General features: G+C 66.6%; 19 protein-coding genes. 9 read left to right on the top strand and 10 right to left on the bottom strand.

Annotated elements, in window-relative coordinates:
• Nucleotides 1-174: 174 nt before the first annotated feature.
• A complete protein-coding gene (locus tag DEJ03_RS00100; RefSeq protein WP_110863068.1) occupies nt 175-1602 on the bottom strand; it encodes an MATE family efflux transporter in 1428 nt (475 codons plus the stop codon).
• Nucleotides 1603-1838: 236 nt separating this feature from the next.
• A complete protein-coding gene (locus DEJ03_RS00095) occupies nt 1839-2276 on the bottom strand; it encodes a MarR family winged helix-turn-helix transcriptional regulator (protein ID WP_110863067.1) in 438 nt (145 codons plus the stop codon).
• A gap of 454 nt (nt 2277-2730) precedes the next feature.
• On the opposite strand from DEJ03_RS00095, the gene nadE reads away from it, so the two are divergent.
• On the top strand, nt 2731-3558 hold the full coding sequence (nadE, locus tag DEJ03_RS00090) for an ammonia-dependent NAD(+) synthetase (RefSeq protein WP_110863289.1): 828 nt from the start codon (nt 2731-2733) through the stop codon (nt 3556-3558).
• A 176-nt stretch (nt 3559-3734) separates the two neighbouring features.
• Nucleotides 3735-5192, top strand: a complete 1458-nt coding sequence (locus DEJ03_RS00085) for an SPFH domain-containing protein (protein ID WP_110863066.1) — start codon at nt 3735-3737, stop codon at nt 5190-5192.
• 33 nt (nt 5193-5225) lie between these two features.
• On the opposite strand, the gene DEJ03_RS00080 is transcribed toward DEJ03_RS00085, so the two are convergent.
• Complete coding sequence (locus tag DEJ03_RS00080) at nt 5226-5615, bottom strand: hypothetical protein (protein ID WP_110863065.1); 390 nt, start codon at nt 5613-5615, stop codon at nt 5226-5228.
• Between the two features lie 71 nt (nt 5616-5686).
• A complete protein-coding gene (locus DEJ03_RS00075) occupies nt 5687-6637 on the bottom strand; it encodes a phosphotransferase family protein (RefSeq protein WP_146237613.1) in 951 nt (316 codons plus the stop codon).
• Between the two features lie 169 nt (nt 6638-6806).
• Here DEJ03_RS00075 and DEJ03_RS00070 point away from each other — a divergent pair, with 169 nt between their 5' ends.
• From DEJ03_RS00070 to DEJ03_RS00050, 5 genes are all read left to right on the top strand, one after another.
• Nucleotides 6807-8867: an MDR family MFS transporter gene (locus DEJ03_RS00070; RefSeq protein WP_110863063.1), complete on the top strand. Its 2061-nt coding sequence runs from the start codon at nt 6807-6809 to the stop codon at nt 8865-8867.
• A gap of 77 nt (nt 8868-8944) precedes the next feature.
• The gene (locus DEJ03_RS00065; RefSeq protein ID WP_110863062.1) at nt 8945-9538 is read left to right on the top strand and encodes a TetR/AcrR family transcriptional regulator; all 594 of its coding nucleotides are present in this window, start codon (nt 8945-8947) and stop codon (nt 9536-9538) included.
• Between the two features lie 240 nt (nt 9539-9778).
• Complete coding sequence (locus tag DEJ03_RS00060) at nt 9779-11116, top strand: enolase C-terminal domain-like protein (RefSeq protein WP_110863061.1); 1338 nt, start codon at nt 9779-9781, stop codon at nt 11114-11116.
• 44 nt (nt 11117-11160) lie between these two features.
• Nucleotides 11161-12396 carry a sugar ABC transporter substrate-binding protein gene (locus DEJ03_RS00055; protein ID WP_258370430.1) on the top strand — a complete coding sequence of 412 codons (1236 nt, stop codon included), beginning with the start codon at nt 11161-11163 and terminating at the stop codon, nt 12394-12396.
• A gap of 166 nt (nt 12397-12562) precedes the next feature.
• Entirely contained in the window at nt 12563-13537 is a 975-nt protein-coding gene (locus DEJ03_RS00050) for a carbohydrate ABC transporter permease (RefSeq protein ID WP_110863059.1), read from the top strand.
• A gap of 23 nt (nt 13538-13560) precedes the next feature.
• Here DEJ03_RS00050 and DEJ03_RS00045 read toward each other — a convergent pair whose 3' ends face one another.
• The 6 genes from DEJ03_RS00045 to DEJ03_RS00015 all read right to left on the bottom strand — a co-directional run bounded on the left by DEJ03_RS00045 (nt 13561) and on the right by DEJ03_RS00015 (nt 22671).
• The gene (locus DEJ03_RS00045) at nt 13561-13845 is read right to left on the bottom strand and encodes an SDR family NAD(P)-dependent oxidoreductase (RefSeq protein ID WP_181422558.1); all 285 of its coding nucleotides are present in this window, start codon (nt 13843-13845) and stop codon (nt 13561-13563) included.
• 316 nt (nt 13846-14161) lie between these two features.
• Nucleotides 14162-15994, bottom strand: a complete 1833-nt coding sequence (locus DEJ03_RS00040) for a protease pro-enzyme activation domain-containing protein (RefSeq protein WP_258370429.1) — start codon at nt 15992-15994, stop codon at nt 14162-14164.
• Nucleotides 15995-17949: 1955 nt separating this feature from the next.
• Entirely contained in the window at nt 17950-19008 is a 1059-nt protein-coding gene (locus tag DEJ03_RS00035; protein ID WP_258370428.1) for a sensor histidine kinase, read from the bottom strand.
• A gap of 20 nt (nt 19009-19028) precedes the next feature.
• Nucleotides 19029-19682, bottom strand: a complete 654-nt coding sequence (locus DEJ03_RS00030) for a response regulator transcription factor (protein WP_110863287.1) — start codon at nt 19680-19682, stop codon at nt 19029-19031.
• Between the two features lie 803 nt (nt 19683-20485).
• On the bottom strand, nt 20486-21337 hold the full coding sequence (locus tag DEJ03_RS00020; protein ID WP_181422557.1) for a CPBP family intramembrane glutamic endopeptidase: 852 nt from the start codon (nt 21335-21337) through the stop codon (nt 20486-20488).
• Nucleotides 21338-22053: 716 nt separating this feature from the next.
• Nucleotides 22054-22671 carry a S1 family peptidase gene (locus DEJ03_RS00015; RefSeq protein ID WP_258370427.1) on the bottom strand — a complete coding sequence of 206 codons (618 nt, stop codon included), beginning with the start codon at nt 22669-22671 and terminating at the stop codon, nt 22054-22056.
• A gap of 1372 nt (nt 22672-24043) precedes the next feature.
• Between DEJ03_RS00015 and DEJ03_RS00010 the strand changes: the two genes are divergently transcribed.
• Together DEJ03_RS00010 and DEJ03_RS00005 are read left to right on the top strand one after the other, a co-directional pair.
• A complete protein-coding gene (locus DEJ03_RS00010; RefSeq protein ID WP_110863053.1) occupies nt 24044-25243 on the top strand; it encodes an NAD(P)/FAD-dependent oxidoreductase in 1200 nt (399 codons plus the stop codon).
• A gap of 223 nt (nt 25244-25466) precedes the next feature.
• The gene (locus tag DEJ03_RS00005; RefSeq protein WP_110863052.1) at nt 25467-25694 is read left to right on the top strand and encodes a helix-turn-helix domain-containing protein; all 228 of its coding nucleotides are present in this window, start codon (nt 25467-25469) and stop codon (nt 25692-25694) included.
• Nucleotides 25695-25806 lie beyond the last annotated feature (112 nt).

The raw sequence follows: 25806 nt of genomic DNA, 5'->3' as shown, positions 1-25806 counted from the left end.
CGGGTCGCACGCACGCACCCGACCGTTCCTGCTCACGAAGCGCACACACGCAGCGAGCCCACGAAGCGCACGCGGCGCACGGAACGTGACCACGCGACGGACGGGAGGCCCGGTGCCGGACCGGCACCGGGCCTCCCGTCCGCACGTGGTGCGTGACGCCGGGGGCGACGCGCCTCACGCCACGGGGGCGGCCTCCAGCGCGGCGTCGGCGCGTGCCGCGCTGCCCTCGGCCAGGCCTCGGGCGATGCGCCCCCGCGTCGCCAGCCAGAGGACGACCGCGGCGACGAACACGATGCCCTCGGTGATGGTGAGTGCCCAGATGATCCCGGCGAGCCCGAACCACACGTTGCCGGCGATCACGATCGGGATGAACAGCACGCCCTGCGCCATCGACAGCACCATCGCGGGCATGACCATCCCGGTCGCCTGGAACAGCGAGGTGAGCAGTCCCGTGAACCCGTTGACGACGGCGGCGACGAGCTGTGCCGTCAGGATCGTCATGCCGATCGCGAGCACCGAGTGGTCACCGGAGAAGATCGTGAAGACCTGCTCGCGGAACACGAACACGGTGCCGGAGAAGACGAGCACGATGCCGCCGACGGTCAGGGCCGCGGCGCGCAGGCCGGAGCGCAGTCGAGCTGCGTCACCCGCTCCGAACGCGTAGGCGAGCAGCGGCAGCACGCCGATGGTCACGCCCATCACCAGGAACTCCGGCACCTGGGCGATGCGGACCGCGACGCCCATCGCCGCCAGCGGGTCGTCACCGTAGGCGGCGGCGAGGTTGTTGAGGACGAGTGTCGTGACGATGAGGAACGCGGACTGCAGCAGCTCGCCGACGCCGATGCCGAACACGGGCTTCAGGATGTCCGCACGCAGGGTGAACCACTTCGGCGCGAAGCTGACGTTCTCGCTGTTCCGCTGCAGCCAGGTCACCCAGTAGGCGATCGAGACCACGTTGGCCAGGCCCACCGCGAGTGCGGCGCCGCCGACACCCCAGTGCAGCCCCAGGATGAACAGGACGTCGAACACCAGGTTGCCGACCGTGGACAGGACCAGGCCGATCATCGCCTGCCTCGCGGCGCCCTCCGAGCGGACGATCTGCTCGAGCGCGAAGGACGCGGCGAGGACGGGGACGAACGCGAGCATCACGGCGACGTAATCGCTCGTGGCGGGGACCGCTGCAGCGTCGGCACCGAGGACGGCGACGAGCGGGCGGAGCAGCAGGAGTCCGACGACGCCGAGCACGGCGCCGGTCACGACGGCTCCCCACAGGGCGAACGAGGCGACGTGCTTGATGTCCCGGGCCTTGTCGGGGTCGTGTTCCGAGGCGCCGAGCAGCCGGGACATCAACGCGCTGCCGCCGACGCCGAACACGCCGCCCACGGCCATCACCAGGCCGAGCAGCGGCGTGCCGAAGGTGATCGCGGCGAGCAGGGACGTGTCGTGCTGGGCGCCGATGAAGCCCGCGTTGATGACGTTGTACAGGGCGCTGACGACCATCGCGGCGGCCATCGGCACGCACAGGTGCACCAGGGCTCGGGCGATCGGGGCAGCGGAGAGGTACCAGCGGTTCGTCGCCGCGGTGGTGGTGGTGGAGGACATGACAATTCCCTTCCGGGCATGGCGGTGGGCGCGCCGACGGACGCCGGCACGGCAGGGGGAGCGTGCGACCGATGGGATCGCGGGATCGCGGGATCGCGGGATCGCAGGGTCGCGGGTCGGGAAGGCGCGGGATCGCGGGGTCGCGAAGGCGCGCCGGCGGATCCGGCCGGGAGGCGCGTGGTGCGTGAGCGGGTCGGTGCGGTGGCGCGCGTGGCGCCGGCGGTGCGGTGGTGCGGCTAGCGGGTCGGCGGCGCGAGTTCCGCGGTCACCTTCTGCAGCAGTCGCCGCAGGGTGGCGCGTTCGTCCTCGTCGAGGGGTGCGAGCAGGGAGTCGTCGAGGGCGACCATCGCGTCGGTGAACCCGGCGATGAGGTCGATGCCCGCCTGGGTAGCGTGCACCGTCTTCGTCCGCCCGTTCGTGGCGTCCGGTCGTCGTTCGATCAGGCCACGCCGCTCGAGCCCCTGCAGGAGACTCGAGACGCTGGCCGCGCTGGTCCGGGTGGCCTCGGCGACGTCCCGCTGGATGGCGCCGGGGTGTTCCTGCAGGTACCCGAGCACGAAGGACTGCTCGTGGGTGAGGTCGCGTTCACGGACCCACTCCTCGGCGCCCTTGCGCTGTGCCCATCCGATCCACCGCATGAGCTGGAGCGGTGTCGTGAAGTCCGGTGCCTGCATGATCAGGACACTAACTGTTAGTCATCGAACTGTCAACGAAGGCAGTCCAAGTCGTGACCCCACAACGGGGGTGTCGAGCCCTGCTCGCATCCTGGTACCTTCCACAGCAAGCGGCCTCACCAGCCACCCTCAGCCCGTTCGACGGGCCCCACATCCCCTGGCTCACCACCGGGGTCGGATCAGCGGCGGAGACCCCGTCGGGGGAGGAGGCGCCGTGCCACACCACGGACCACCCACCGCGATCCCGGTGCGACGGGTTCGTCGCGCCTGACCAGGACGGGCGCTGGCGGGTACCGGCGTCCGCCTCACCGGGTCCGCGACGCGTTCGGGTCGTCGCGGATCCCCGGGGCGGTGGTGATCGGGTCACCGCCGCCCCGGGACCTCCCGGTCGATCCGATCGACGTCTTCGGGAACCCGCCGGTCCACGGAGCCGGATCGGCGTGATACTGGGGTGGTGCGTGAACTCCAAGCCGCCATCGCAGCGGACCTCAACGTCCAGCCGACCATCGACCCGGAGCAGGAGGTCGCCCGTCGTGTCGGGTTCCTGCGCGACTACCTGCTGACGACCGGGGCGAAGGGGTACCTCCTCGCCATCAGCGGCGGGCAGGACTCCACCCTGGCCGGCCGCCTGACCCAGCTCGCGGTCGAGTCGCTCCGCGCCGAGGGGCACCCCGCCGAGTTCACGACCGTGCGCATGCCCTACCGCGTGCAGGCCGACGAGGACGACGCCCAGCTCGCCCTGCAGTTCATCGCGGCCGACCCGGGCGTCACCGTGAACATCGAGCACGGGGTCGACGGGGTCATGCAGGACACCGCGGCCTCGGGGGTCGAGCTGAGCGACTTCGTCAAGGGCAACGTCAAGGCGCGCATGCGCATGGTCGCCCAGTACGCGATCGCCGGGCAGCGCGGCCTGCTGGTGGTCGGCACGGACCACGCGGCCGAGGCCGTCACGGGCTTCTTCACCAAGTACGGCGACGGCGGCGTCGACCTCACCCCGCTCACCGGGCTGTCGAAGAGCCAGGGGCGGCAGCTGCTCGAGCACCTCGGCGCACCCGCCCGCCTGTACGAGAAGGCGCCCACCGCCGACCTGCTCGACGAGCTGCCCGGACAGACCGACGAGGCGAACCTCGGACTCACCTACGCCGAGATCGACGCGTACCTGCAGGGCCACGACGTGCCGGTCGAGGTCGCCGAGGCGATCGAGTCGCGCTACCGCGCGACGGAGCACAAGCGCCAGGTGCCGGCGACGCCCTTCGACGACTGGTGGCGTGCGGGCGCGTAGGCGCTGACGCAGCCCCGGCCGGGAGGCGCGGTGCAGGTGATCCTGCACCGCGCCTCCCGTCTGTTGTCCCCAACCCTCCCCAGCGCGGCCCCGCTGTCCGCGCGCGCTCCTAGGATGGGAGCCAACGGAACAACAGATGCGGAATCCAGGCTGGCGCCTGGTCCGGAGGGGGAGTCATGGAAGTCCTGTTCGCGCTCGGAGCCGTCCCGCTGATCATCGTGGGGATCATCGTCCTCGCCGTGATCGCGCTGATCTACGCCAAGGTCGTGTACCGCAACGCCGGTGCCGACGAAGCGCTCATCATCACCGGCAAGCGCTCCCGCAAGGTCAAGAACGACGACGGCACCGAGACCGTCGAGTCCGGCATCAAGGTCGTGCTCGGTGCCGGCGTGCTCGTCCGCCCCTTCTTCGAGAAGGTCGCGAAGCTGTCGCTCAGCTCGCGTGCGATCGACATCAACGTCAACGCGCAGGACTCCCGCGGTGTCACCATCGACGTCGAGGCCGTCGCGCTCGTCAAGGTCGGCGAGACCGACGCCTCGATCCGGGCGGCCGCACAGCGGTTCCTCGGGCAGGAGAAGAAGATCGACGACTTCGCGCGCGAGGTCCTGTCCGGTTCGCTCCGCGCCTCGATCGGTGCGACCGACGTGTCGACCATCATCCGCAAGCGCGACCAGCTCACCGTCGCCGTGCTCGACGTCGCGAAGGACGCCCTGCACAGCCAGGGGCTCGACGTCGACTCGTTCGAGATCAAGGGCATCTCGGACCGCAACGAGTACATCAGCGACCTCGGCCGTGCCGAGCGTGCACGCGTGCGACTCGAGGCCGAGAACGCCGAGGCCCAGGCCGACCGTGAAGCGCGAGAGGCCCGCGCGACCGCAGACCAGGCGATCGCCGAGGCCGAGAACACCCTGGCCATCCGTCGTGCCGCGCTGCAGCTCGACGCCGACCGTGCATCCGCCGAAGCCGCTGCCGCCGGCCCGCTCGCCCAGGCGCGTGCGTCCCAGGGCGTCGTCGAGCAGGAGCAGATCACCGCGCAGAAGCGTGCCGAGCTGCGCCGTGCCGAGCTCGAGTCCGAGGTCTCTGCGGTCGCCGAGGCCCAGGCGCGCAAGACCCGCGTCGAGGCCGAAGCCGCTGCTGGGGCCCAGGTCGAGACCGCCCGCGCCCAGGCCGAGGCCCGCCGGATCTCCGCCGAGGCCGTCGCGGCCGAAGCGAAGGCCGAGGCGGACGCCCGCAAGCTCGCCGCCGACGCCTCGCGCGCCGAGGGTGAAGCCGCCGCCGACGCGATCCGTGCGAAGGGCCAGGCCGAGGCCGATGCGACCAAGGCGCAGGCCGACGCGCTCGCCCAGCACTCCGAGGCCGTCCTGCGGGTCAAGGCCATCGAGACACTGCCGAGCATCGCCCGCGAGCTCGCTGCTCCGATGAGCAACATCGACACGCTCACCGTGGTGTCCTCCGACGGCGCCGGTGCACTGTCGAAGAGCGTCGTCAGCCAGTTCAGCGAGGTCGATGCGCTGCTCGGTGCCACCGCCGGGTTCACCCTGAGCGACATCGTGAAGAGCACCACGACGGGTCAGGCCGCTGCCCGTGCCGTCGTGCGCGAGCAGTCCGTGCCACAGGTCGAACCGGCCGAGTAACCGAGCGGTGCCTGCAGCGGGCGCGACGGGGGATCAGCCCTCGTCGCGCCCGTTCTCGTTCTGCGGGTCGCGCTGCTGAGCACCGGCGTCCTCACGCTCGTCCGCGAGCCGCTGCTGCCACACGACACTGCGGGCCGCACCCTCGAGCACGTCGTCGACGCTGCGACCGCTCTGGGCGGCGAGGGCACCGCTGAGTCCGGCGGTCAGGGTGCCGCCGGCCGCGGCGAGTCGCTCGACGACCTCCTCCTGCCGCGGGGTCAGGGGCTCGTCGACCAGTTCGTCGATCGTGTCGCGGATGTTCTGCTCGCTCGCGTCCAGTGCCGCCTCGTCGCCGGACTGCAGGGCTGCTGCTTCTCCGACGACGACGAGACCGAGGCGCGCGGCGTCGTCTTCGGGACGCGGGGTGCGGTGCTCATCAGTCATGCGGTGGACCGTACGCTCCGGTGCGCTGCGCTCCCTGGACAGACACGTCCCCCGGGCGGGCGGGCGCGGTGTCAGTCGGCCCAGCGCCGGAGCAACCACTCGGCGGCCGCGACGCCCTCGCGACGCTGGAAGTCGCGGATCGTGGGCATGTTCGGCGGTGCCGGGGGCAGGGCGTGCTCGAAGAACAGCCCGGCGAGCCCGGCCAGCACGGCGTCGATCGTGGTGGCGGGCACCCCGGCGAAGACCGGGTGCGTGGTGAGGTGGTGTTCGACGTCGGCGTCCTCGCCGCGGACGAGCGTGTCGAGCAGGTAGGTCAGTGGATCGAGCCAGTGCGCGCCCACGCTCGCCCAGGGCCAGTCGACCACCCAGACGAGCCCGGCGTCGTCGAGGAGCAGGTTGTCCGCTCGGCAGTCGGCGTGCACGAGGTGTTCGCCGTCGACGAGTGCCGCTGCCCCGGATGCCGCGCGGGCGATGGCGGAGCCGGCGTCGAGGACGTGCGGCGGGACGACCTCGGCGACACGGACGGCGTCCGCGTCGTCGGCCAGCATCCGGTCCCAGGCGCCGAACTCACCGCGCAGGTCCTCGGCGATGCGGGGGAGCGTCACCAGCCCACCGGTCGCGGGCGGCAGCGTGTGGAGCGCGTCGAGCACGGCCGTCGTGTCCGAGCCGTCGAGGTGCCCGCCCGGGTGCTGTCCCGCGACGTCGTCGAGCACGAGCGCGACCCAGTCGTCGCCGTCGACCGTGGCGTGGAGCGCGTCGAGCAGCCGTGGCGCCTGCACGGTGGTCGGCAGCTGGGCCATGACCTCGGCCTCGCGGCGGTGCAGCTCGAGGGCTGGTTCGTTGCGCGAGCGCGACACGGTCTTCACGAACGCCCGTCGTCCCGCCGCGGTCGTCACCCGGTCGGCGCTGCCGGGAGACCACCCGCTCGCCTGGGACTGGGCGGTCACGACCGGACCGCCCAACACCCCCTCCACCTGCTGCCGCAGCGTCATCGGTACATCGGTCCAGGTGGTTCGCCCCATGCGCCGACGTTACCTGAGAACCCGTACACGAACATGCATGCTCGGCAACTTTGCGTTGGCAGCAAAGGTGCTGGCGGTGTAAAGTTGCAGAGCCTGCAAGGTTGACATCCGTTCGGGGTCCCGACCAGGCCGACGACCACCACGCCACATCCCCTGTGAGGAACTCCGCATGTCCACTGCCACCGCACCCGTCGAGGTGTCGCGCGGACGACAGGACTCCCCGGCGAGCACGCCGGGCAAGCCGATCATGTCGCACCGCCAGATCCTGCTCGTCATCTACGGCCTGATGGCGGGCATGTTCCTGTCGTCGCTCGACCAGACCATCGTCGGCACGGCGATCCGCACGATCGGTGACGACCTGCACGGCCTCGACCAGCAGGCCTGGGTCACGACGGCCTACCTGATCGCGTCGACCATCACCACGCCCATCTACGGCAAGCTCTCCGACGTCTTCGGACGTCGCCCGCTCTACATCTTCGGCATCGCGGTCTTCATCCTCGGGTCGCTGCTCTCGACCCTGTCGACGTCGATGACCATGCTCGCCGCCTTCCGCGCGTTCCAGGGCATCGGTGCCGGTGCGCTGATGTCGCTGCCGCTCGCGATCATGGGCGACATCCTCGCCCCGCGTGAGCGCGCGAAGTACCAGGGCTACTTCCTCGCGGTCTTCGGCATCTCGTCCGTGATCGGCCCGCTGATCGGCGGCCTGTTCGCCGGTGCGAGCTCGATCGTCGGCATCACCGGGTGGCGCTGGGTCTTCCTAATCAACGTGCCGATCGGCGTCGCCGCGCTCCTCATGGTGATCGCGTTCCTGCACCTGCCGAAGTTCGGCGAGGCCAAGGCCAAGCCGCGCATCGACTGGTGGGGAGCGACCTCGGTCATCGTCACGCTCGCGCCGCTGCTCCTCGTCGCGGAGCAGGGCCGCACGTGGGGCTGGGGTTCGGCCAGCGCGATCGCCTGCTACGTCATCGGTGCGCTCGGCCTCGTCGCCTTCCTGGTGATCGAGACCCGCATGCAGGACGACGCGATCATCCCGCTCAAGCTCTTCCGCTCGAGCACGTTCTCGATGGCGACCATCCTGGGCTTCCTGGTCGGCTTCGCGATGTTCGGCGCGATGCTCACCATCCCGCTCTACCTGCAGATCGTCACCGGCCTGACGCCGACCGAGTCCGGGTTCGCGACGCTGCCGATGATCGGTGGCCTGATGATCGCCTCGATCGCTTCGGGGCAGATCGTGGCCCGCACCGGCCGGTACCGGATCTTCCCGGTCATCGGCACGGCCCTGGTGTCGCTCGGCTACGTCGTCCTGACCTTCATGACGATCGACAAGCCGCTGTGGTTCCTCATGATCGGCATGTTCCTGATCGGTCTCGGACTCGGCCAGCTCATGCAGAGCATCACCCTGGCATCGCAGAACTCGGTGCAGCCGCGCGACATGGGTGTGGCGACGTCGTCCGCCACGTTCTTCCGCCAGATCGGTGGCACGCTCGGCACCGCCGTCCTGCTGTCCGTCCTGTTCTCGCTCATGCCGACGAACATCCTGCACGCCACAGCGGACGAGTCGAACCTGAAGCCCGCCCTCAGCGCGGCGCTCGACCCGGAGATCGCCAGCGCGAAGGCGAACCAGGGCGTCATGGACCAGATCTGGAACCCGATCGTCACCCCGCTCCAGCAGCAGGTGCAGTCCGGCCTCGACACCGCCACCGACCAGGTGACCCAGGCCACCGCCGGGGCTCCCGACGCCGTGCAGCAGCAGGCGCTCACCGCCGCCGCCGACAAGGCGCACGCGAGCGTGCAGGACGGCCGGCTCGTCGTCGACTGGTCGGACTCGGGGCAGCGCACCTACTGGGTGGACCAGCTCGCACCGGAGCTGTCGAAGCAGATCGACAAGGGCGCGAACGACTCGAGCGACTCGAACGCCGAGACGAGCGACACGTCGTACCTCAACGGTGCGGACTCGGCCCTGACCCGGCCGTTCATGTCCGGGTTCAACGCCTCGGCCGTGACCGTCTACTGGGTCGGCTTCGCGGTGATCCTGCTCGCGTTCGTCCTGAGCTTCTTCTTCAAGGCGCCGCCGCTCCGCAAGAGCTCGGCCCTGCAGGAGCAGGCGGACGACGCCGGCACCGCCGACGACCTCGAGGCGCAGGCCGTGCGGGCCGCGGACACGATGGGCTCGCCCACCGCCCCGGTCACCGGTTCGATCCCCGTCCAGGGCGGTCGGTCGCAGGTCTGAGCCACGCCGGGCCTCCCCGTCACACGACGCGGAGGCCCAGCGTCGCACGGACCCGAGAGCAGGACGGAGCGCAGCACGTGCACCAGCCCACCACCACCGAGGACCTCGTCGCGAGCGACTGCGGCCTGCGGGAGCGCAAGAAGCAGCAGACCCGGTCCGCCATCCACCGGTCGGCACTCGCCCTGGTCACCGACCACGGGCTCGCCGGGGTGACCGTCGAGCAGATCTGCGCGGACGCCGGCGTCTCCCCGCGGACGTTCTTCAACTACTTCCCGTCGAAGGCCGAAGCAGCCCTCGGACTGCCGGCGACGACGGTCCCGGAAGTGGCGCGCGCAGCGTTCCTCGGTGCCACGGGTCCGCTCGTGTCGGACCTCTGCGACCTCGTCGCGCACACGGTCACCCTGCCGCAGGACCGCCGGCGCATGAAGGAGCTCGTCCGAGCCCGCCCCGAGATGGTCCCGGCGATGATGCAGTGGATGGCGCACGCGCGGCAGACCGTGCTGGCGGTCGCCGCCGAGCGCGTCGACGAGGACACCGCGCGGACCGCGACCACCCTCGTGATGGCCGCCGTGATCGAGTCCGCCCACCGGTCGGCGGACGGCTCCCGCGACGAGCTCGCTGCGCGGCTGCGCGCGGTCGTCGCCGAGATGGGGCGGCTCGCCACCGCCTGACCAGCGTGACCATCGCGTCGCCCCCGGCGCGGGGCGACCACGGCCTGGAGGCGCGGTGCGGGTCGGACCCGCACCGCGCCTCCAGGCCGTTGTCGCGTCCACACCGTCGGTCGCGCAGTCATCGGACGGTTGGGCGGCCACTTTCGCCAGAACCGCAAGAACAGGGCTCTTGACGCACGAGACATCGGATGTTTTGATTGCACCGTTCGGTCGACGGAGACCGGACGGCAGGAGACACAGATGAGCCGCATCACCGGTCTGCACGTGCACGACATCCGGTTCCCGACCTCGCGGGAGCACGACGGGTCCGACGCCATGAACCCCGCACCCGACTACTCCGCCGCCTACGTCGAGCTCACCACCGACGCGCTCGACGGCCTGGTCGGCACCGGCTTCGTCTTCACCATCGGCCGCGGCAACGAGGTGCAGGAGTCGGCGATCGCAGCCCTCCGTGGGCACGTCGTCGGCGCCGATGCCGAGGCGGTCCTCGCCGACATGGGCGGCACCTGGCGCGCGATGGTGCACGACTCGCAGCTGCGGTGGCTCGGCCCGGAGAAGGGCGTCATGCACATGGCGATCGGCGCCGTGGTGAACGCCCTGTGGGACCTGCGTGCGAAGCGTGCGGGGCAGCCGCTGTGGGCCCTGCTCGCCGACCTGCGACCCGAGGAGCTCGTCGACCTGGTGGACTTCCGGTACCTGACCGACGCGATCACCCCGGCCGAGGCGCTCGAACTGTTCCGCGCCGCCGAACCGATGCGTGCCGAACGTCGAGCGCGCCTGGAGCGTGCGGGCTACCGCGCCTACACGACGACCCCAGGCTGGCTCGGCTACGACGACGAGAAGCTCGCGCGGCTGTGCCGGGAAGCCGTGGACGACGGGTTCACCCAGATCAAGCTCAAGGTCGGCGGCGACGTCGACGAGGACGTCCGACGGATGGGCATCGCCCGCGCCACCGTCGGCCCGGACGTCCGGATCGCGATCGACGCGAACCAGCGCTGGGACGTCGACGAGGCCGTGGCGTGGATCGACCGGCTCCGCCCCTTCGACGTCGCGTGGGTCGAGGAGCCGACGAGCCCGGACGACATCCTCGCCCACGCCGAGATCGCCCGGCGCATCGCCCCGATCCCGGTCGCGACGGGGGAGCACATGGCGAACCGGGTGATCGCGAAGCAGCTGATCCAAGCCGGGTCGATGTCGGTGCTGCAGATCGACGCCACCCGGGTCGCCGGGGTGAACGAGAACCTGGCGATCCTGCTCCTCGCCGCCAAGCACGGGGTCCGCGTCTGCCCGCACGCCGGCGGGGTCGGCCTCTGCGAGGCGGTGCAGCACCTGTCGATGTTCGACGCCGTCGCCCTGACCGGCGACCTCGACACCCGGTGCATCGAGTTCGTCGACCACCTGCACGAGCACTTCGTGACACCGGTCGACGTCCACGACGGCCGCTACTGGCCGCCGACCACGCCCGGCGCCGGCACCGAGATGCTCGCCGACACCCTGACCACCCACGCGTTCCCGGACGGCCCGGTCTGGGCCGAGTCCGATCCCGATCGGGTCCCGGACGCCGTCCGGGTCGCCTGAAACCCCACCGCACACCCCATCACCACGACGAAGTGGAGACACCGATGCAACGACGACGCACCGCCGGGCTGGCGGCAGCAGCAGCTGCCGTGCTCGTGCTCACCGGCTGTTCCGCTGGCAGCAGCGCCAGCGACGGCCAGTCCGAGGACTCCCTCACCTGGGCCATGTGGATCGCCGGGAAGGAGGACAAGGCCGCGTGGCAGAAGGTCGCGGACACGGTCAAGACCGACGACGACGTGGACGTCTCGATCCAGGGCTCACCCTTCAACGACTACTGGACCAAGCTCCGCACGCAGCTGTCCACCGGCACCGCGCCCTGCATCGTGAGCATCCAGTCGCTCCGCGCCGCGAACTACACGGACGTGCTCGTGCCGATCGACGACATGGCGAAGCAGGCCGACCTCGACCTGGGCGAGTACGACCAGACCGGGCTCGACGGCATGAAGGTCGACGGCAAGCTCTACGGGCTGCCGTACGACACCGGCCCCATGGTCATGTTCTACAACAAGGACATCTTCGAGAAGGCGGGCGTCGACGAGCCGAAGCCGGGCTGGACGGTCGACGAGTTCGAGGACGCCGCGAAGCAGCTCAAGGCCGCGGGCACACCGATCTGGGGCACGAGCGTCGAGGACATCCCCCTCGAGTCGATGATCCTCGGCTACAACGGTGGTCGGGTCATCGAGGACGACGGCACGCTCGACGCCTCGAACGCGGAGTTCGCCGAGGGGCTCGACTGGATCGGCGGCCTGGTGAAGGACGGCTACGCCACACAGGCGAGTACCGACGGCTCCACCGACGACAACGCGTTCGTGTCCGGTGACGTCGCGATGTACAGCGACGGCCCCTGGTCGATCATCAGCCAGAAGGCCAAGGTCAAGTTCGACCTGGGCATCACGACCATCCCCTCGGGCACGGACGGACCCAGCTCCTTCGCCGCGGGGTCGGGGTTCGGCATCTCGAAGCAGTGCAAGTACCCCGAGCAGGCGTTCAAGGCCATCACCACGATGACGAACGAAGCCACGCTCACCTCGCTCGCCGAGCAGGGGCGCGCCTTCCCGGCACGCACCGCGGCGCAGCAGGCCTGGTACGACAACGCCGGCATCGACGGGGTCGAGGACGCCCTGAAGACCGGACTCGAGAACGCCACCCCGTTGCCCGGCAACAAGCAGAGCGACCAGCTCAACCAGCTCTTCGCGCAGTACGCCCTGCAGGCGGTGAACGGACAGACCTCCGGCAAGGAGACGATGTCGTCCATCGCGAGCCAGCTCGGATCGCAGTGACGGGCGTCACCCCCTGACGGACGGGCGCGGCCCGCTTCGAGCGACGCGAAGCGTTGCGCGGGCCGCGCCGACGGAGCCTGCGGAGTCGGAGGTCGACCCCGCCCCGCGCCTCTCGGTCCGTCCCATCCCCTGACCAGGACCGCGCGAACGACGAGGAGGTCGTCGCATGACCACCATCCAGGACCCACCCGCCGAGGCGGCGCTGCCCGCCCCCGCGGTCGCGGTCGCGACCGGAGCGGCCCCGCGCCGGAAGGACAGCGGCGCCGACGCCGAGCTCGGCCGCCGCTCCTGGTGGGGCGCCGCCTTCGCCGCTCCGCACTCGATCGGCCTCGTCGTGTTCACGGCGTTCCCGATCCTCGCGTCGCTCGTCGTGAGCTTCATGAACTGGCCGATGCTCGGCGAACGCTCGTGGGCCGGCCTGTCGAACTACGCGCAGCTCTTCTCCGACCCGATCTTCCGCACCGTGACGCTGAACACCGTGCTGTTCGTCGTGCTCTACGTGCCGCTCAACCTGGTCGTGTCCCTCGGGCTCGCGGCCTGGCTCACGCCGAAGATCCGCCACCGGCACGTCTTCCGCGTGCTGTTCTTCATCCCGACCATCACGCCGATCGTCGCGAACGTCGTCGTCTGGCGGATGCTGTACCAGCCGGGCGGTGCCATCGACGCGACGCTGCAGTCGACCGTCGGCGTGAACGCCCCGAACTTCTTGGCCGACGACAACTGGGCCATGCTCGCCGTCGTCGCGATGAGCGTCTGGCAGGGGTTCGGCTACAACATGCTGATCTTCTCGGCGGCGCTCGACTCGGTGCCGGAGAACCAGATCGAGGCTGCGCAGCTCGACGGGGCGAACGCCTGGCAGATGTTCTGGCGGATCAAGTTCCCGCTCATCTCGCCGTCGATCTTCTTCGCGACGATGATGACCCTGATCACCTCGTTCCAGGTGTTCGTGCAGCCGTTCGTCCTGACGAAGGGCGGCCCCGGCACCGCGACCGAGACCCTGGTGCAGTACATCTACAACACGGGGTTCCAGACCCAGCAGCTCGGACTCGCATCGGCCGGGGCGTGGGTGCTGTTCGTCATCATCCTCGGCATCACGGCCATCCAGTTCCTCGGACAGAAGCGGTGGGTGCACTCTGAGTGAGCTGACCTCGTCCAACCGGACGATCAACCCGCGGGCGTGGACATACGCACGAAGGGAGCATCCCTCGTCATCCCGGATGCAATAACCACCACGTCCGGCTTACCCTTGCTGGCGACGAAACGGAACAGATCGAGAGCGCCATCCGGATCCGTGATGTCGAATGTGAACGGCTCCACACCCTCGGGAACGCCAGAGCCTCGATGTGTGCCGATGACGTGGCTTCCCTCGTGCATGTATTGGCGAGCTACCGCCGCGCCGATACCTCCTGACGCTCCAATCACAACAACAAGTTGCTTACTTTCGGCCACACCAGCATGCTGGTGATCACTCGACGTAGACATGATTTTCTCCCTGATAAGCGGTTCGGATCACGGCACATATATGGGCGACCCGCGAACCACTCCGGTCGCCGCTGTAGCAGACAAAGCGGCCCCCACCATTCGCACGTGCCACCCATGGTGCACTGTCACGGGAGCGGCGCCATCGGGCCCCCCAGGCGATCGCCTAACGAGCATAGCTCCGCGCCCACACCTCACCCATCCCGCCATTTATGAAGTTGAACGGAATCTCGTTTTCCACAGCACACCGGCATCTCCGGCCGGGCTCGTGTGGAGGAATCGCCTGTTACCGACGGGCCACCTGGGTCATTTCTGTGAAGGACACTGCTCCGAGGCCGGTTTCATCGTCATACCCAGGGGCAGTGGTTAGCGACGTGTCGTGGTCGAGCGTTACGAGGTAGTCCTTGCGGGGCGGCTTGCTCGTGTAGGCAAGCGCGATTGGTGCCGCCGAAGGTCGGACGTCCCTGAACGCGGACGGGGTAGCGCGATACGTCGCGTACAACGTCGGGTTCGCGAATCCTAGCCGCGTATGGGTCGACTGTTGAACCAGAGCCGAGATCGCTGCAGTCACTGGTGCGGCTAGGGAGGTTCCGCCGGTCGTTTCGTTCACAAAGCCACTGGTCGCCAAAGTGGCCTCATTGCTGATCGGACGGTATCCAATTGAGAAGCCGGTGTAGGGGCTTGCAATCGCCGCGATATCAGGAGAGACACGCTTGCCTCCTGCGAGGTACGCGGGCACGATGCCCCGCTGATAGGCAGGCTGATCAAACAAAGTGCTCTGGCCTCCGCCGCCTGCGCCGCTGATGTCGCCGGGCAAAGGCTTGGAGTAGACGTTGCCACGGGGGCTGCTGACAATCGGATTGAGCGCGTCCCCCCACCCGGTCTCGAACGTTCTACGGCCGTTCTTTCCGATGCCGATGCTGGTGCCGCCAACCGACGTCACCCAGGGGCTGGACGCAGGAAAGTCGGGCTGCGCACTACCTAGCGAAGCTCTTTCGTCCCCGTTGTCCCCGCTCGAGAAATACATTCCGATGCCCTCGCCAGCTGCCTGAATGTGCAGGTTCTCTTGGCCCCGAATGACGGAGAGCGCGAGGTTTTCACCCACGTCGCCATAGCTGTTGTTGACGATGTTCGCTAGCCCCTGGTCGAGGATATTCGACACCGCCACGTCCATGCCGCCACCGCAGTTCGTGCCCCCGACGTAAAGAATCTTCGCTGCCGGCGCCACTGCGTGCACGGACTGGACGTCAAGAGTTTCTTCGCCCTGCCAGCCGCTCGGCTGTTGGCACGGCGATTTGTCAGTGAACTCGGACGGCGATGGAATGAGCTGCTGGAACGTTGAACTCGTCAGGGGCGGCTCGCCGTGCTGAGCTGAGTAACTGTTCGTATCGCGGACGATCGTCGGCGAGGCATACGCGCCGATGATCGCCACGGTCTGTCGTTGCCCCTGAACGCCACGCGCGGCCAGAGCATCAAGACCGTAAGCCGACCGAATCTGCTTCGGCACATACCCGCATGCAAAGGTATGCACCCTGGTCTTCCCGTATGCGGCCGGCACCACCGCAGTGTGCTCGCCGTCGTACCGCGAGCACCTCGCCGCGACACCGGTTGCAGCTGGCGACTCCTGAGCGAGCGGACGAGACGTCATCGCCGACGGGGGCGTCTCGCCCTGCCTGACGAGATCCGGGTGGGTCAACAGGCGTCCCTGATCGACGCTAACTCCACTGACGCGACGGGCTATCGACGTCGGCAAACTAGGCACAGTTGACGGCGCGACGAGGGATTGACCCGCGTGCTTGTAGGTGTGAAGTGAGACGCCGAGCGCCGAATTGACAACCGATGCAGGGCCGCGGAATAGAACGAACTGATGGCTTGCCGGCACCGCCGTGATGCGGAGGCCCTTCGCTCGCAGGAAGCCGGCGACCTGGTCGACGGCAGCCCTCGACGGTGCGTACCGCTTGATCCACGCAGCTGGGCTGAGAGGTTTACGGTAGTGGGTACTACCGGGGGTCGACACAGCGGTCGCGAAAGCTTCGGCACCGCGCTGGTTTTGCAGCGGCAGGAATACCTCGCCTTCCACGTCAGTGCTGGCGGTAACCTTGCGTAGCTCGTTGTCCACGGTTGCCCACGAAGGGGTCGAATTGGGCAGCGTTTGACGGACAGCTGCATCAGCGGGGCCAGCGACGAACAACACCGCGCCGATTGTGCACGCCGTGACCGTGAAGGCGATTGCGGTCGTGTGCGATGGTCCGATCCGTCGTGGGACTAGTGGGCGTCGAAGCAATGTGGGTCCTTTCGAGGGAACGTCGTTACTAGCAGAAGCGCTGATCGCGTCATTCCTTGGTTATAGGGCGGCTGAGGCGACTGTAGAGAGGGCGAAATCTAGACCGTCAGCATTTCCCCCGCCGCGCTTGTGCCCTTTACAGGGAAGCACTGTCGCTTCGTACGGCCCGAGCCCTAGTGATCTGCCGGGCCGTGCTTCCAGGTCGGCGGAACGCTCATGCCGGACGGCATGGGGGTTCTTGTGGTTCATCATCGATTACTCCCTCTTGCGGTTGTTGGCCGGCGACGATAATCAATCTGGTAACCATCGGGAAAATCACGAACAGTTAAATCAAGCCGCCTCCGAGCAGCCGATTTGCTAGCAACTCGCTCGGTACAGCTCCGCCGTACTAACGGCCCTCCGCTCGATACAGAGCGGAGTATGGTGAGACCGGTTGCGGCGGCAGGCATCACCTTGATCGGGATCGGGACCTGCAAGCTCAGGCGCCCGATAACTGGTCAAGCAATGCTAAGCAGGTTCCTATACAATCGTCTAGTGAAACTCTTTACAGGAACCAAGAAAGCATTTCGAGCCTGGCCGCCAGCGTTCGCGTCGCGACTGATTCGCATTGGCAAATGGACGGGGCCTTAGGCTGCTTAGCGCCAATCGTTCAAGCAGTCCTCATGCACCCCTGACAAAAGAGGGAACCCCTCACGTGCCCGATCGACGCAGGCCGGGCGCAGCACTCTTCAGGCAAAGTTCGACCGAGGTTGCCCCACGCCCCGCACAATTCACCCACGGTCGGTCGACCATCTGCGACCGTCCCGCGAGGTGGAGTAGAGCCGTCTCGATAGCTCGCGATGAAGCCCTCGTAGATGCCATGTCGGTGTCGCACGAACTGCGCGGAATTTTCCGGGTGCGGAGATAAGCGGTCGACCCTCCGCCAACGTCGGTCGTGATACTGGAGAAGTGATGTCGCAAGCGGATGCGAGCACGCCCGTGTCACCGACCGCGGCAGTGGGCCGCCACCCCCGTCTGAGGAGCGCGCTCGGCGGGTGCGGCTGTCCCGTCACAGTGTGATGGTGAGGGGCCAGGAGACGGGGACGGTTCCTGAGCTGGCGCACTGCTGAGGCTGATCAAACTGGCGGTGACGCAGACCATGGTCACCAGGACGCCGACCACGACGGCAGCCGGAGGCTGGCAAAGGACCGCGACGTGCCGTCGACCGGCGAGCCAGGGCGAGGTAGGTCCGACATCCGGCGCGGTAGCCGTTGCAGGGGGCGTATTGGTACTCATCGGTCTTCGCCTTCGTTTCACAGGCGGCCCGTTCCCCGTCCTCGTCGCAGCCATTCGAACAACCGGGCCACAGCACGAAGGCACGGAAGAGCGATCCGTTCGTACACTGGAAATGGACTGAAGTGGTTCCTGCCTATCTGGCAGACGCACGGTTCCATGATGACTCCGCCGTAATTTGGAAGGAGGTACATGACCAAGTGGCTACCATCCTCCGTCGAGCGCGGAGTTTCCTCGCTCACTGTTTTTCCGTGCGGAAGAACCCGGAAGAGTCAGCACATTTTGCGCGCCGATTCCGGTGAAACGCATGCTGACACCAGGATGCAGACGGCCAGCACTGGACGGTCGAAAATTTCATTTGGACCCTTTCGTGTTGGATGAAGCCATGGAGGAAACATGCACGGGCGACGGCCTTTTTGACATGCGGCCGCAAGCCGTAGCGCTCCAGACCGGTCGACGATTCATCGGACGACCTCTCAATAGCGTCGCGGCGTGATTTCAGATGAGGCCCGCCTGTTTCAAAGAGGAATTTGTAGACGGAGGCGATGCGACCCGTCAGGGAGAATGCTGTTGGTGACTGTGCCATCGAGAAGCTGCGCACGCTCCCTCAAGCCCGTGAGTCCGTATCCGCCGCTCGGCAGGTGGAGGAGGGGTTTGGTGGCGATGCCCGAGTCAACGTCGAGAATGACCTTGCCCGCCTCCAGACGCCCGAACACCGCGACCGACGCGCCGGTTGCGTGCTTACGCGCGTTGGTGAGTCCCTCCTGCACAGTCCGATAGACAGCACGCTGCACAGCTGGGCCGAGACTCGAGGGCAGGTCGATGGCGACGGTGACGTCGATTCCGCTCGCAGTGATGAGCGCTGCGATGTCGTCGAGCGTCGGTTGGGGCGCAATTGCTCCGCCGACATCGCCCGCATGGCGCAATACCCCGACCATCGACCGGAGCTCGTCGAGGGTGGCGGTGCTCAACCCTCGGATGACGCGCGCAACGTCGCGCGACAGAGGATCGTCGGAGGCAAGCTGGAGCGCGCCGGCCTGCACTGCAATGAGGCTGACTTGGTGCGACACCACATCGTGCATCTCCCGGGCGAGCACCGCCCGCTCTCGAGCGAGCGCCATCTCCGCAGCCTGCCGCTGTCCAAGAGCCTGCGCGTCCTGCAACGCGTGCAACTGCGACACCACCAGTCGCCGCTCACGAAGGAACGCGCCGAGCAGCGTAGGCATCGCTGTGTAGACCACGGCGAGGACGAGCGTGTCGATGAAGCCCTGGGGATTGTAAATACCAGCGGTGACCATGTACGCAACGGCGACGCTCGCGCTCACCGCGTAGGAATGCCACCGCTTCGAGCGGGTGAGCCCAATTTGGAATTGGGCCACCATGATCGGCACGAGCGCGGCCCCCGAGAGAAACGCGGGTAGTGCGACCGCCAGGCTCAGCCAGGGCAGCCGACGCGACACGAGAAGGCCCGCGCAGGCCACGACGGCCGCGGCGATCTGCATCGGATTCTGGTCGTACGGCAGGAAGGTGAAAGACACCATGGCGGACGCTGCAACGACGAGCAGGTCGACGAGCACCCCGTGCACTCGGGGCCGCGTCATGAACGCGGCACCAGACCGGCACGATCGGCGACGATCGCTGCCTCGACGCGGGAGCCGACGCCGAGTGTGAACACGATCGAGCTCACCGTCTCTTTTACGGCGCCGAGGGTGAGTCCACACTCCGTGCAGATCTGCGCGTTGGTAAGTCCTCGTGCAAGGGCCCGCAGCACGGTGATCTGCCGTTTGCCCAGCTGAGAAACGAGGTCCGGGCGCGGCGTCTCGTTGGGTGAACGGAACAGACGTCCCGGTCGCAGACCCGGCGCGAGAACGACGCCGCCAGCGGCGAGCGTGAGGACATGACGGGCGAGCTGCTCCGGATCCGTGTCCTTGAGCAGGAAGCCCGACGCGCCCCCGTGCAACGCCTCAAGCACGTGCTCATCCATGTCGAAGGTCGTGAGCATCGCGACGACGGGCGGGGCGGGTTCCGCCATGAGTTCGCGCAGTATGGTCAAGCCGTCCGGCGCTGGCATCCGGATGTCGAGGAGGACGACATCGGGCGCGTATTCGCGAACAGTGTTCACTGCGGTCGGGCTCGACACGGCGGCGACTACCGAGGTCCGAGAGGACGCGTTGAGCACCATCGCGATTCCGGAACGGACCAGAGACTCGTCGTCCACCACGACGACGGTGATGACGGAATCTGCGCTCATGGGCCACCTCAAGACTGCGGACTGCGGACTGCGGACGCGCACGGCCCGATCGTTGCATAGGGGGACGCTAGCGCCTGCGGTGAGGATCAATGCAAGAACGGTCGCATTTCATTCTCAGAGAGTACATATTCCCGACGATCGGCTGGCCCTCTCAGCCAAACGGCGGTGAAATCGATACGCGCGGCCGTTCATCAGCCGTAGGGTCTTTCGTGCGGCCGGTAAGTCGGGCCGGAACGGTCCCTAGATGGGGACAGGGCGTTGTTCTGGCCCCGACGGACCGAGCCGGGACCGAGCGAGAACGCCTCCCGGCTCGATCCGTACCCGCTGGAAGGTGACGTTTCGAGAGCCGGATCGGCTACCGCCCACGTGCGCCGTCTCGGGAGCCCGCGAGGATCCGGGATCTCGGTGTCGGTAGCGCGGACTGCTGGTGGGAGGAGATCATTGGCGACACCGACCGGGGTCTGCTGCGCGCCGCGGGAGAACCGGACGACGGCGTCGTTCTTGCCCGCGACCAGTAGCAGGCCAACAGTGTCCGCGTGCTGAGGCCGGCGGAGCCTGTCATTGACGACCGAAACGTAGAAGCCCCTCACCAGACACCTCGCCGAATCGCCAAGGGGTCAAGGGGTCAAGGGAGCCCAGCACAGCCATCTGCAACACGAACAGCGAGCCCTCACTGATCACAGAGGCGTCGGACGAGAGGGTCCGAGAAACGATCGATTGCGACGTTCGTCACAACGTTCCCCCTGGGTCGCCCAAGACTTCGGAGGGGAGCACGGGTTCCCTGCCCACGTCTCGAGTGAGGTTCAGAGTGACAGTTCGTGGTGCTGCGAATCGCGGCGGCGGCGGTCCTCACGGGCAACGCTGACGATGCTGATGACACACATCACCCAGAGGGCAACCTCAACAGGGACGCCGAGGATGTCGAGGTCGACCGGTGAGCGGTGGTGGTTGGGGCTGTCAGTGAAGTCGGATCCGAGGTATAACACGCAGTCAGTGAGGGCATGGACCGCGATCGCGGCCCAGAGGCGCCCGGTGACGCGCCGCACCCAGTAGCAACCAACCCCGCCGACGAGGAGCGCGCCGATCTGCAGTCCGATCGCATAGGCGGGGAAACCGTTGATGAGACTGATCGGCAGATGTGCGATGGCGAACACGCCTGCGGAGATCGTGAGTGCGTAGAGCTCGCCGTGCCGACCTCGCGCTGCGGTGAGCAGGATGCCGCGGACGTACAGCTCCTCGTTGAACCCGACCAGCGCCGTTCCTACGACGATAACGAGCACGAAGAGAGCAGTCCGGTCGGCCCAGGGGATTTCGGCGACCTGCAGGACGGCGGACATCGTGAGTAGGGCCGGGATCGCGATCAGCCACCGTCGCGCTGGGCGCAGCTTCAAGGTCGGTGTCTCCGCCCAAACGTCACGGCCCCACCGAGCCCATCGGAGAAACAACAGGGCGACAATGATTGTGATCGGAAGGGGAATGAAGTGGCTCACGGCGAATTCCAGGGTGACGTCCGCCCCCGGGATCCCAATTGCCAACAAATTGCCCAGACCCACGTTGATGGCGACCACGACGACGACCGCAATGAGACCCACCCACGTCCGCTTCGGCACGCGAGGCGCGAGTCTTCCCATTGCTGCGTCGTACTGCAGGGCCATGAGGTTTCCAATCAGGTCACAAGGAAAAAGTATCTGCATTCGCCGAATTGCCCCAGCAGCGAAACTATGACATCTCCAGCCACCCCTGCGCTTGAGCGCGGCAAAAACGCTCCCTGTAAAGCGAGAGCCCGGATGACCACAGCGAATGCAAGAGCAATCAGACCCGAAATCGATCACCCCAACAGCGCACACCGAGCGCCTGCGGTAGTGGGATCCGCGGTGGCATCAGCGATGATACGTCGGTCTATTAAAGTGCAAGGTAGTCGCCCGAATACCGCGGCGATACCCGGCGAGTCGCCACCTGACGAGCCCCTCGCCTCCCCACCCTTTCTCTCCCAGACACACCGTGGCAGATAAAGAAAGGAGGGATCGCGGCACTAGCCACGATTGGCGTGCCGTGAATTCATCACGGTCACGTAACGGGGTCGGCGCTTGAATACTAGGAGCCCACTCGCCCGGCGATGCAAAGGGCACCCAAGAGAAGAACGATGGCGACGATACCAAACCAGAGTAAGATACTGAATGCAGCAACAACTACCGATAAAACTGACCAGAGTAGGTTCACCACTATGCCTCCTTCTAGAGCGAGCATTGAATAGTTTCGGCAGGGTGCGCCAGGGAAGGGCCGACATGCCCCAAGAGCCGCTCAACATCCCGGAACCGGTCGTCCAGTGCTGCTCCCGCGGCGACACAACCCACGGGAGCAGCACGGAGAATCAACTCGTCACGAGGCTGTAACGCGGCATCTCCTTAAAGAACTTGGACAGCTTGATGTAGACCATCGTGCTGGGCTGAGTCGTCCTGGGGAGCTGGTCCGTAATGATGCCGTACAGCTTGCCGCTTGACGCGTTGAAGACCGGCCCACCGGAATCGCCGCCGAGGAGGAAAGCAGTATTTGAGCTTGCGGCTTCATCTCCATCGCGCCGGTTCCTAAAATTGGTCGGCCATGCCCGCTCGGAGAGCTTGTTCCATTCGAGCTGCACGCCGGTCGTGCTTCCGCTCGTCGCGAACGTCTCATCCTCGCCGGGGTCACCGGAACCGGGAACAGGCTGCGCGTAGATCGATCGAGTCCGAAGAGACGCCGTAAGAACACGGCCGAGCGCGTTCACGGAGTACGACGTGATCGGGATGCAGGAGGGGCCGCCGTGAGACGTGGTTCCGCAGGCCCTCGTGTTGTGCACGGTCGGGTTGATCTTGACGAGAGCGAGATCGGTGTCAGGTGAACGCCAGACGACATTCCCGACCTCGGCGATACCGCCGCGTGCGCTCTCCGCGTCGCTCTTCACGTAGACCTCTTCGTCCCCCCTGTTTGCACAGTGCTTCGCGACGACCACGTATCGTGTTGCGCGTTCCTTAGCACTGAGGAGGGAACCCCAGGTATTGAGGCGAACAACGGCACCTGCGGTGCACTCTCCGCCATACCGGAATTGCAGGCGAGTACCTACGAGAACCGGCCGCGTTTGACGTTCTGGTTCTACGGCGGAAGCAGGGGAAGTAGAGAGCACTACACCAAAGAGTGATGCAGCAGCGACCGCGACGAGTAGGGCGTTGCGCCGCCCTGAGTTTACGAACATATATAGGCTCCGGACTTTTGATAGTGCAAGATGCAATGTGCAATGCAGTCTTAACTGCGATGTTCTACCCCGCCCTGGCAACTGCCGTTGCAGCCAATGGGCCGCGGACGTTAAGACGTCAATTAGGTTAGGCGATCGCCGAGCGAAAGCAACAGGGTGAGCCTGAGGGTGTATTCAAGGGCTCGTCTTCAATTTGAATTAGGCAAGGTGGACTCCCACGGGAGGCGCCTGCGAGACTGATCCGCTCGCCGTATCGGCCTGATGTTAGTGCCTGCAATCGCGGATCCCTGCAAGAGCAGCTGCACTTCAATCGAGATGACTACGCCAGCCCGCCATTCGGCTGCCCTGTCCAGCCGAATGGCTGCAAAGTTGATACTCGCGACCTATGCCCTGGAGGAGTTCTTCTGCCTACCCTTTCGACATACGGAAACGCAACGTCGACGTGCGAATGGGGCAACTAGTGCCGCCCCTGCACCCTTCGATCTCACAAACTTGGCCTCATGAACGGAACATGCGAAGAGCGCGCCGTATTCCACCGGCACCAGGTGGAGATGTGCCGTTGCCGTGCTACCAAGGTTTCAACGAGAGGTTCTACCGATCATGATCAGGCGAACGCATCATCACGCATTGCTGAGGTACGCAGCCCTCGTCATCGTGGCGCTCGGCGCCTACTTGGCTGGTCTTGTCGTGGCGACTCCCGACGAAGCCGCGACGGGGTCCTACCGCCACGTCACAACCCAGTATCGGATGCCAATCTGTCGGGAACACACTGATAGGGGCCCGCGTTCTCAGCTGGCGTCCGCGCCGATCGGTGACACGGCTGCCGAGCGAGGTGGATCCTTCTCAGTGAATCACCGATCTGCGGCACACGCCGACAGATCGCACATCTCAACCGCAGAACTGGCCCCGTACACAATGCATTGCAAGAACATCTGGCACAAAGGTCCTTCGATCAGAAAGGTTCAGCTCGAGCGCGGCGGTCGTTACGCCGGCGGCAGCGACGGATTCAACCGACAAGGAGTGGCCGCCGTTCCTGGAGGATTGATCACCAAGCCACCGCCCGTTCGGGAAGGGTCTTTCAGGGCAGCCGAGCACGCGCCGTCGGCCCGCCGAAGATCGTCGGAGGTCTAGAATGAAGGCACTTATCGTCGGAGGCGGTATCGCCGGCCTCGCCGCTGCCATCGCGCTCCACCAAGGTGGACATACTCCGATCGTGCTCGAGCGGGGCGAGAAACCGGCTCAGGACGAGGGATCGTGGCTCCAGGTTGCAAGTAACGGCATCCGCGCTCTTCACAATCTTGGGCTTGGGGCCGCGGTGTCGGCAGGGGGATTCCCGACGCCACTGTTGCAGACCTTTGACTTCACGGGCCGCCTGACTGCAACGCTTCCGCTGGGGTCGCAGGAAGAGCAACTCGCGACGCGTTCGATACAACGAGCGTTTCTCTATCGAATCCTGCGAGCAGAAACACTTCGACGCGGAATCACGATCCAACCGGGAACGCGCGTCTTAAGCGTGACCGACGAGGGAGACAAGGCGAGTGTGCTCACAGGATCACTGCAACACTTCGCAGCCGACATCGTCATTGGCGCAGACGGCATCGGTTCTGCCGTCCGACGCAGCTTCACAGCTCGCAACGTCGACGCGAACCGATACACAGCGGCGAAGAAGCTGCCGAACCTCATCAACCTCGGCGGAACGTACACCAGCAGCAAACTATCCGACACTGACGGCGGAGCGACGGGGACGCTGCAGTTCCACTTCGGCAGGGACTGCTTCGTCGGCAGCGTTCGGGTCGATGCTTCAACGATCTGGTGGTTCGCAAACCCCAGGACGGGTGCAGTAGCCGGCGGGATGCGTGCCGCTGCTGGCATGAGGAGCACAGACTGGCAGGCGGCACTCCCGTCACTTCTCGGATCTGACGCTCTTCCAGTGTCGGACCTCCTGGCGGGTTCCGGGCCCCTCGACGTCTCGCATTCCCGACCCCCGCGCCCCACGCTATGGGGCCGCGGGCGTGTCGTTCTCATTGGCGATGCTGCACACGCCATCCCGCCGACAGCTGGGCAGGGGGCGTCGCTCGCACTCGAGGACGCCGTCGTGCTCGGGCAACTCGCGCGCCGAAGCACGCCTGTCGCCATGCTCGCTGCCTCAATGAAGGAGCAACGCGGGCGCCGAGTCGCAAACATCGCCCGACAAGGCGCGCTGCTAGATAGAAGCAAGACGTTGGGCGCAATAGGAGCCATGGTCCGGGACGGGATCGTCCTTCCTTCAGCAGCGAAGCGAGCCCTCCGGAACCCTATTGCCGAGATGTATCGATTCAATCCAACGGATTAAGAAGTAGGCGCACGGCGATCGGCCCGGCGACGGCGCCGCGTGTGACACGGCGGAAGGCATCTGTTCGCACGCGCTCCTAATCAGGACGCGAGGGTGTCAGTCTCCGTCGCCAGGGCGCCTGCGAGATCGTATGCCCGTGGCAGGACCGGCCGCACTGTACGGCAGTCAGCTAGCAATCCCACATTCGTTGGGCCCGGAGCTCCGATGGAACCGAAGGAATACTATGCGTGGAAATGTTGACCACCATTTCGTCACTGTTGCCGAAGTCTCGGCAATCATGCGCGTATCAAAGGCAACTGTCTACAGAATGATCCTGTCGGGTGACCTGCCGGCAGCTCGTTTTGGGAGGTCTTACCGGCTTCCCCAGTCGGTGATCACCAACCTCACGCCTGGGTCCCCAAAAGAACGTGTTGGCACAGAGAACATCCACGACCCACGGAGTAGTCCGTAAATAACACCTCTCGAGTTCTTGTCTCGCTCAGCGCGCGAGCGCGTGAAGCGGTGGGGGGGGGGGGGGTGGAGGTCAGGACGACTGCCGGCACAGGCGCAAGAACGAGGCCAGC

This window comes from Curtobacterium sp. MCLR17_043 (assembly GCF_003224215.1).
Lineage (GTDB): Bacteria > Actinomycetota > Actinomycetes > Actinomycetales > Microbacteriaceae > Curtobacterium > Curtobacterium flaccumfaciens.
The sequence above is the reverse complement of the archived record's forward strand: the minus strand, read 5'-3'. Positions and strand labels throughout refer to the sequence as shown.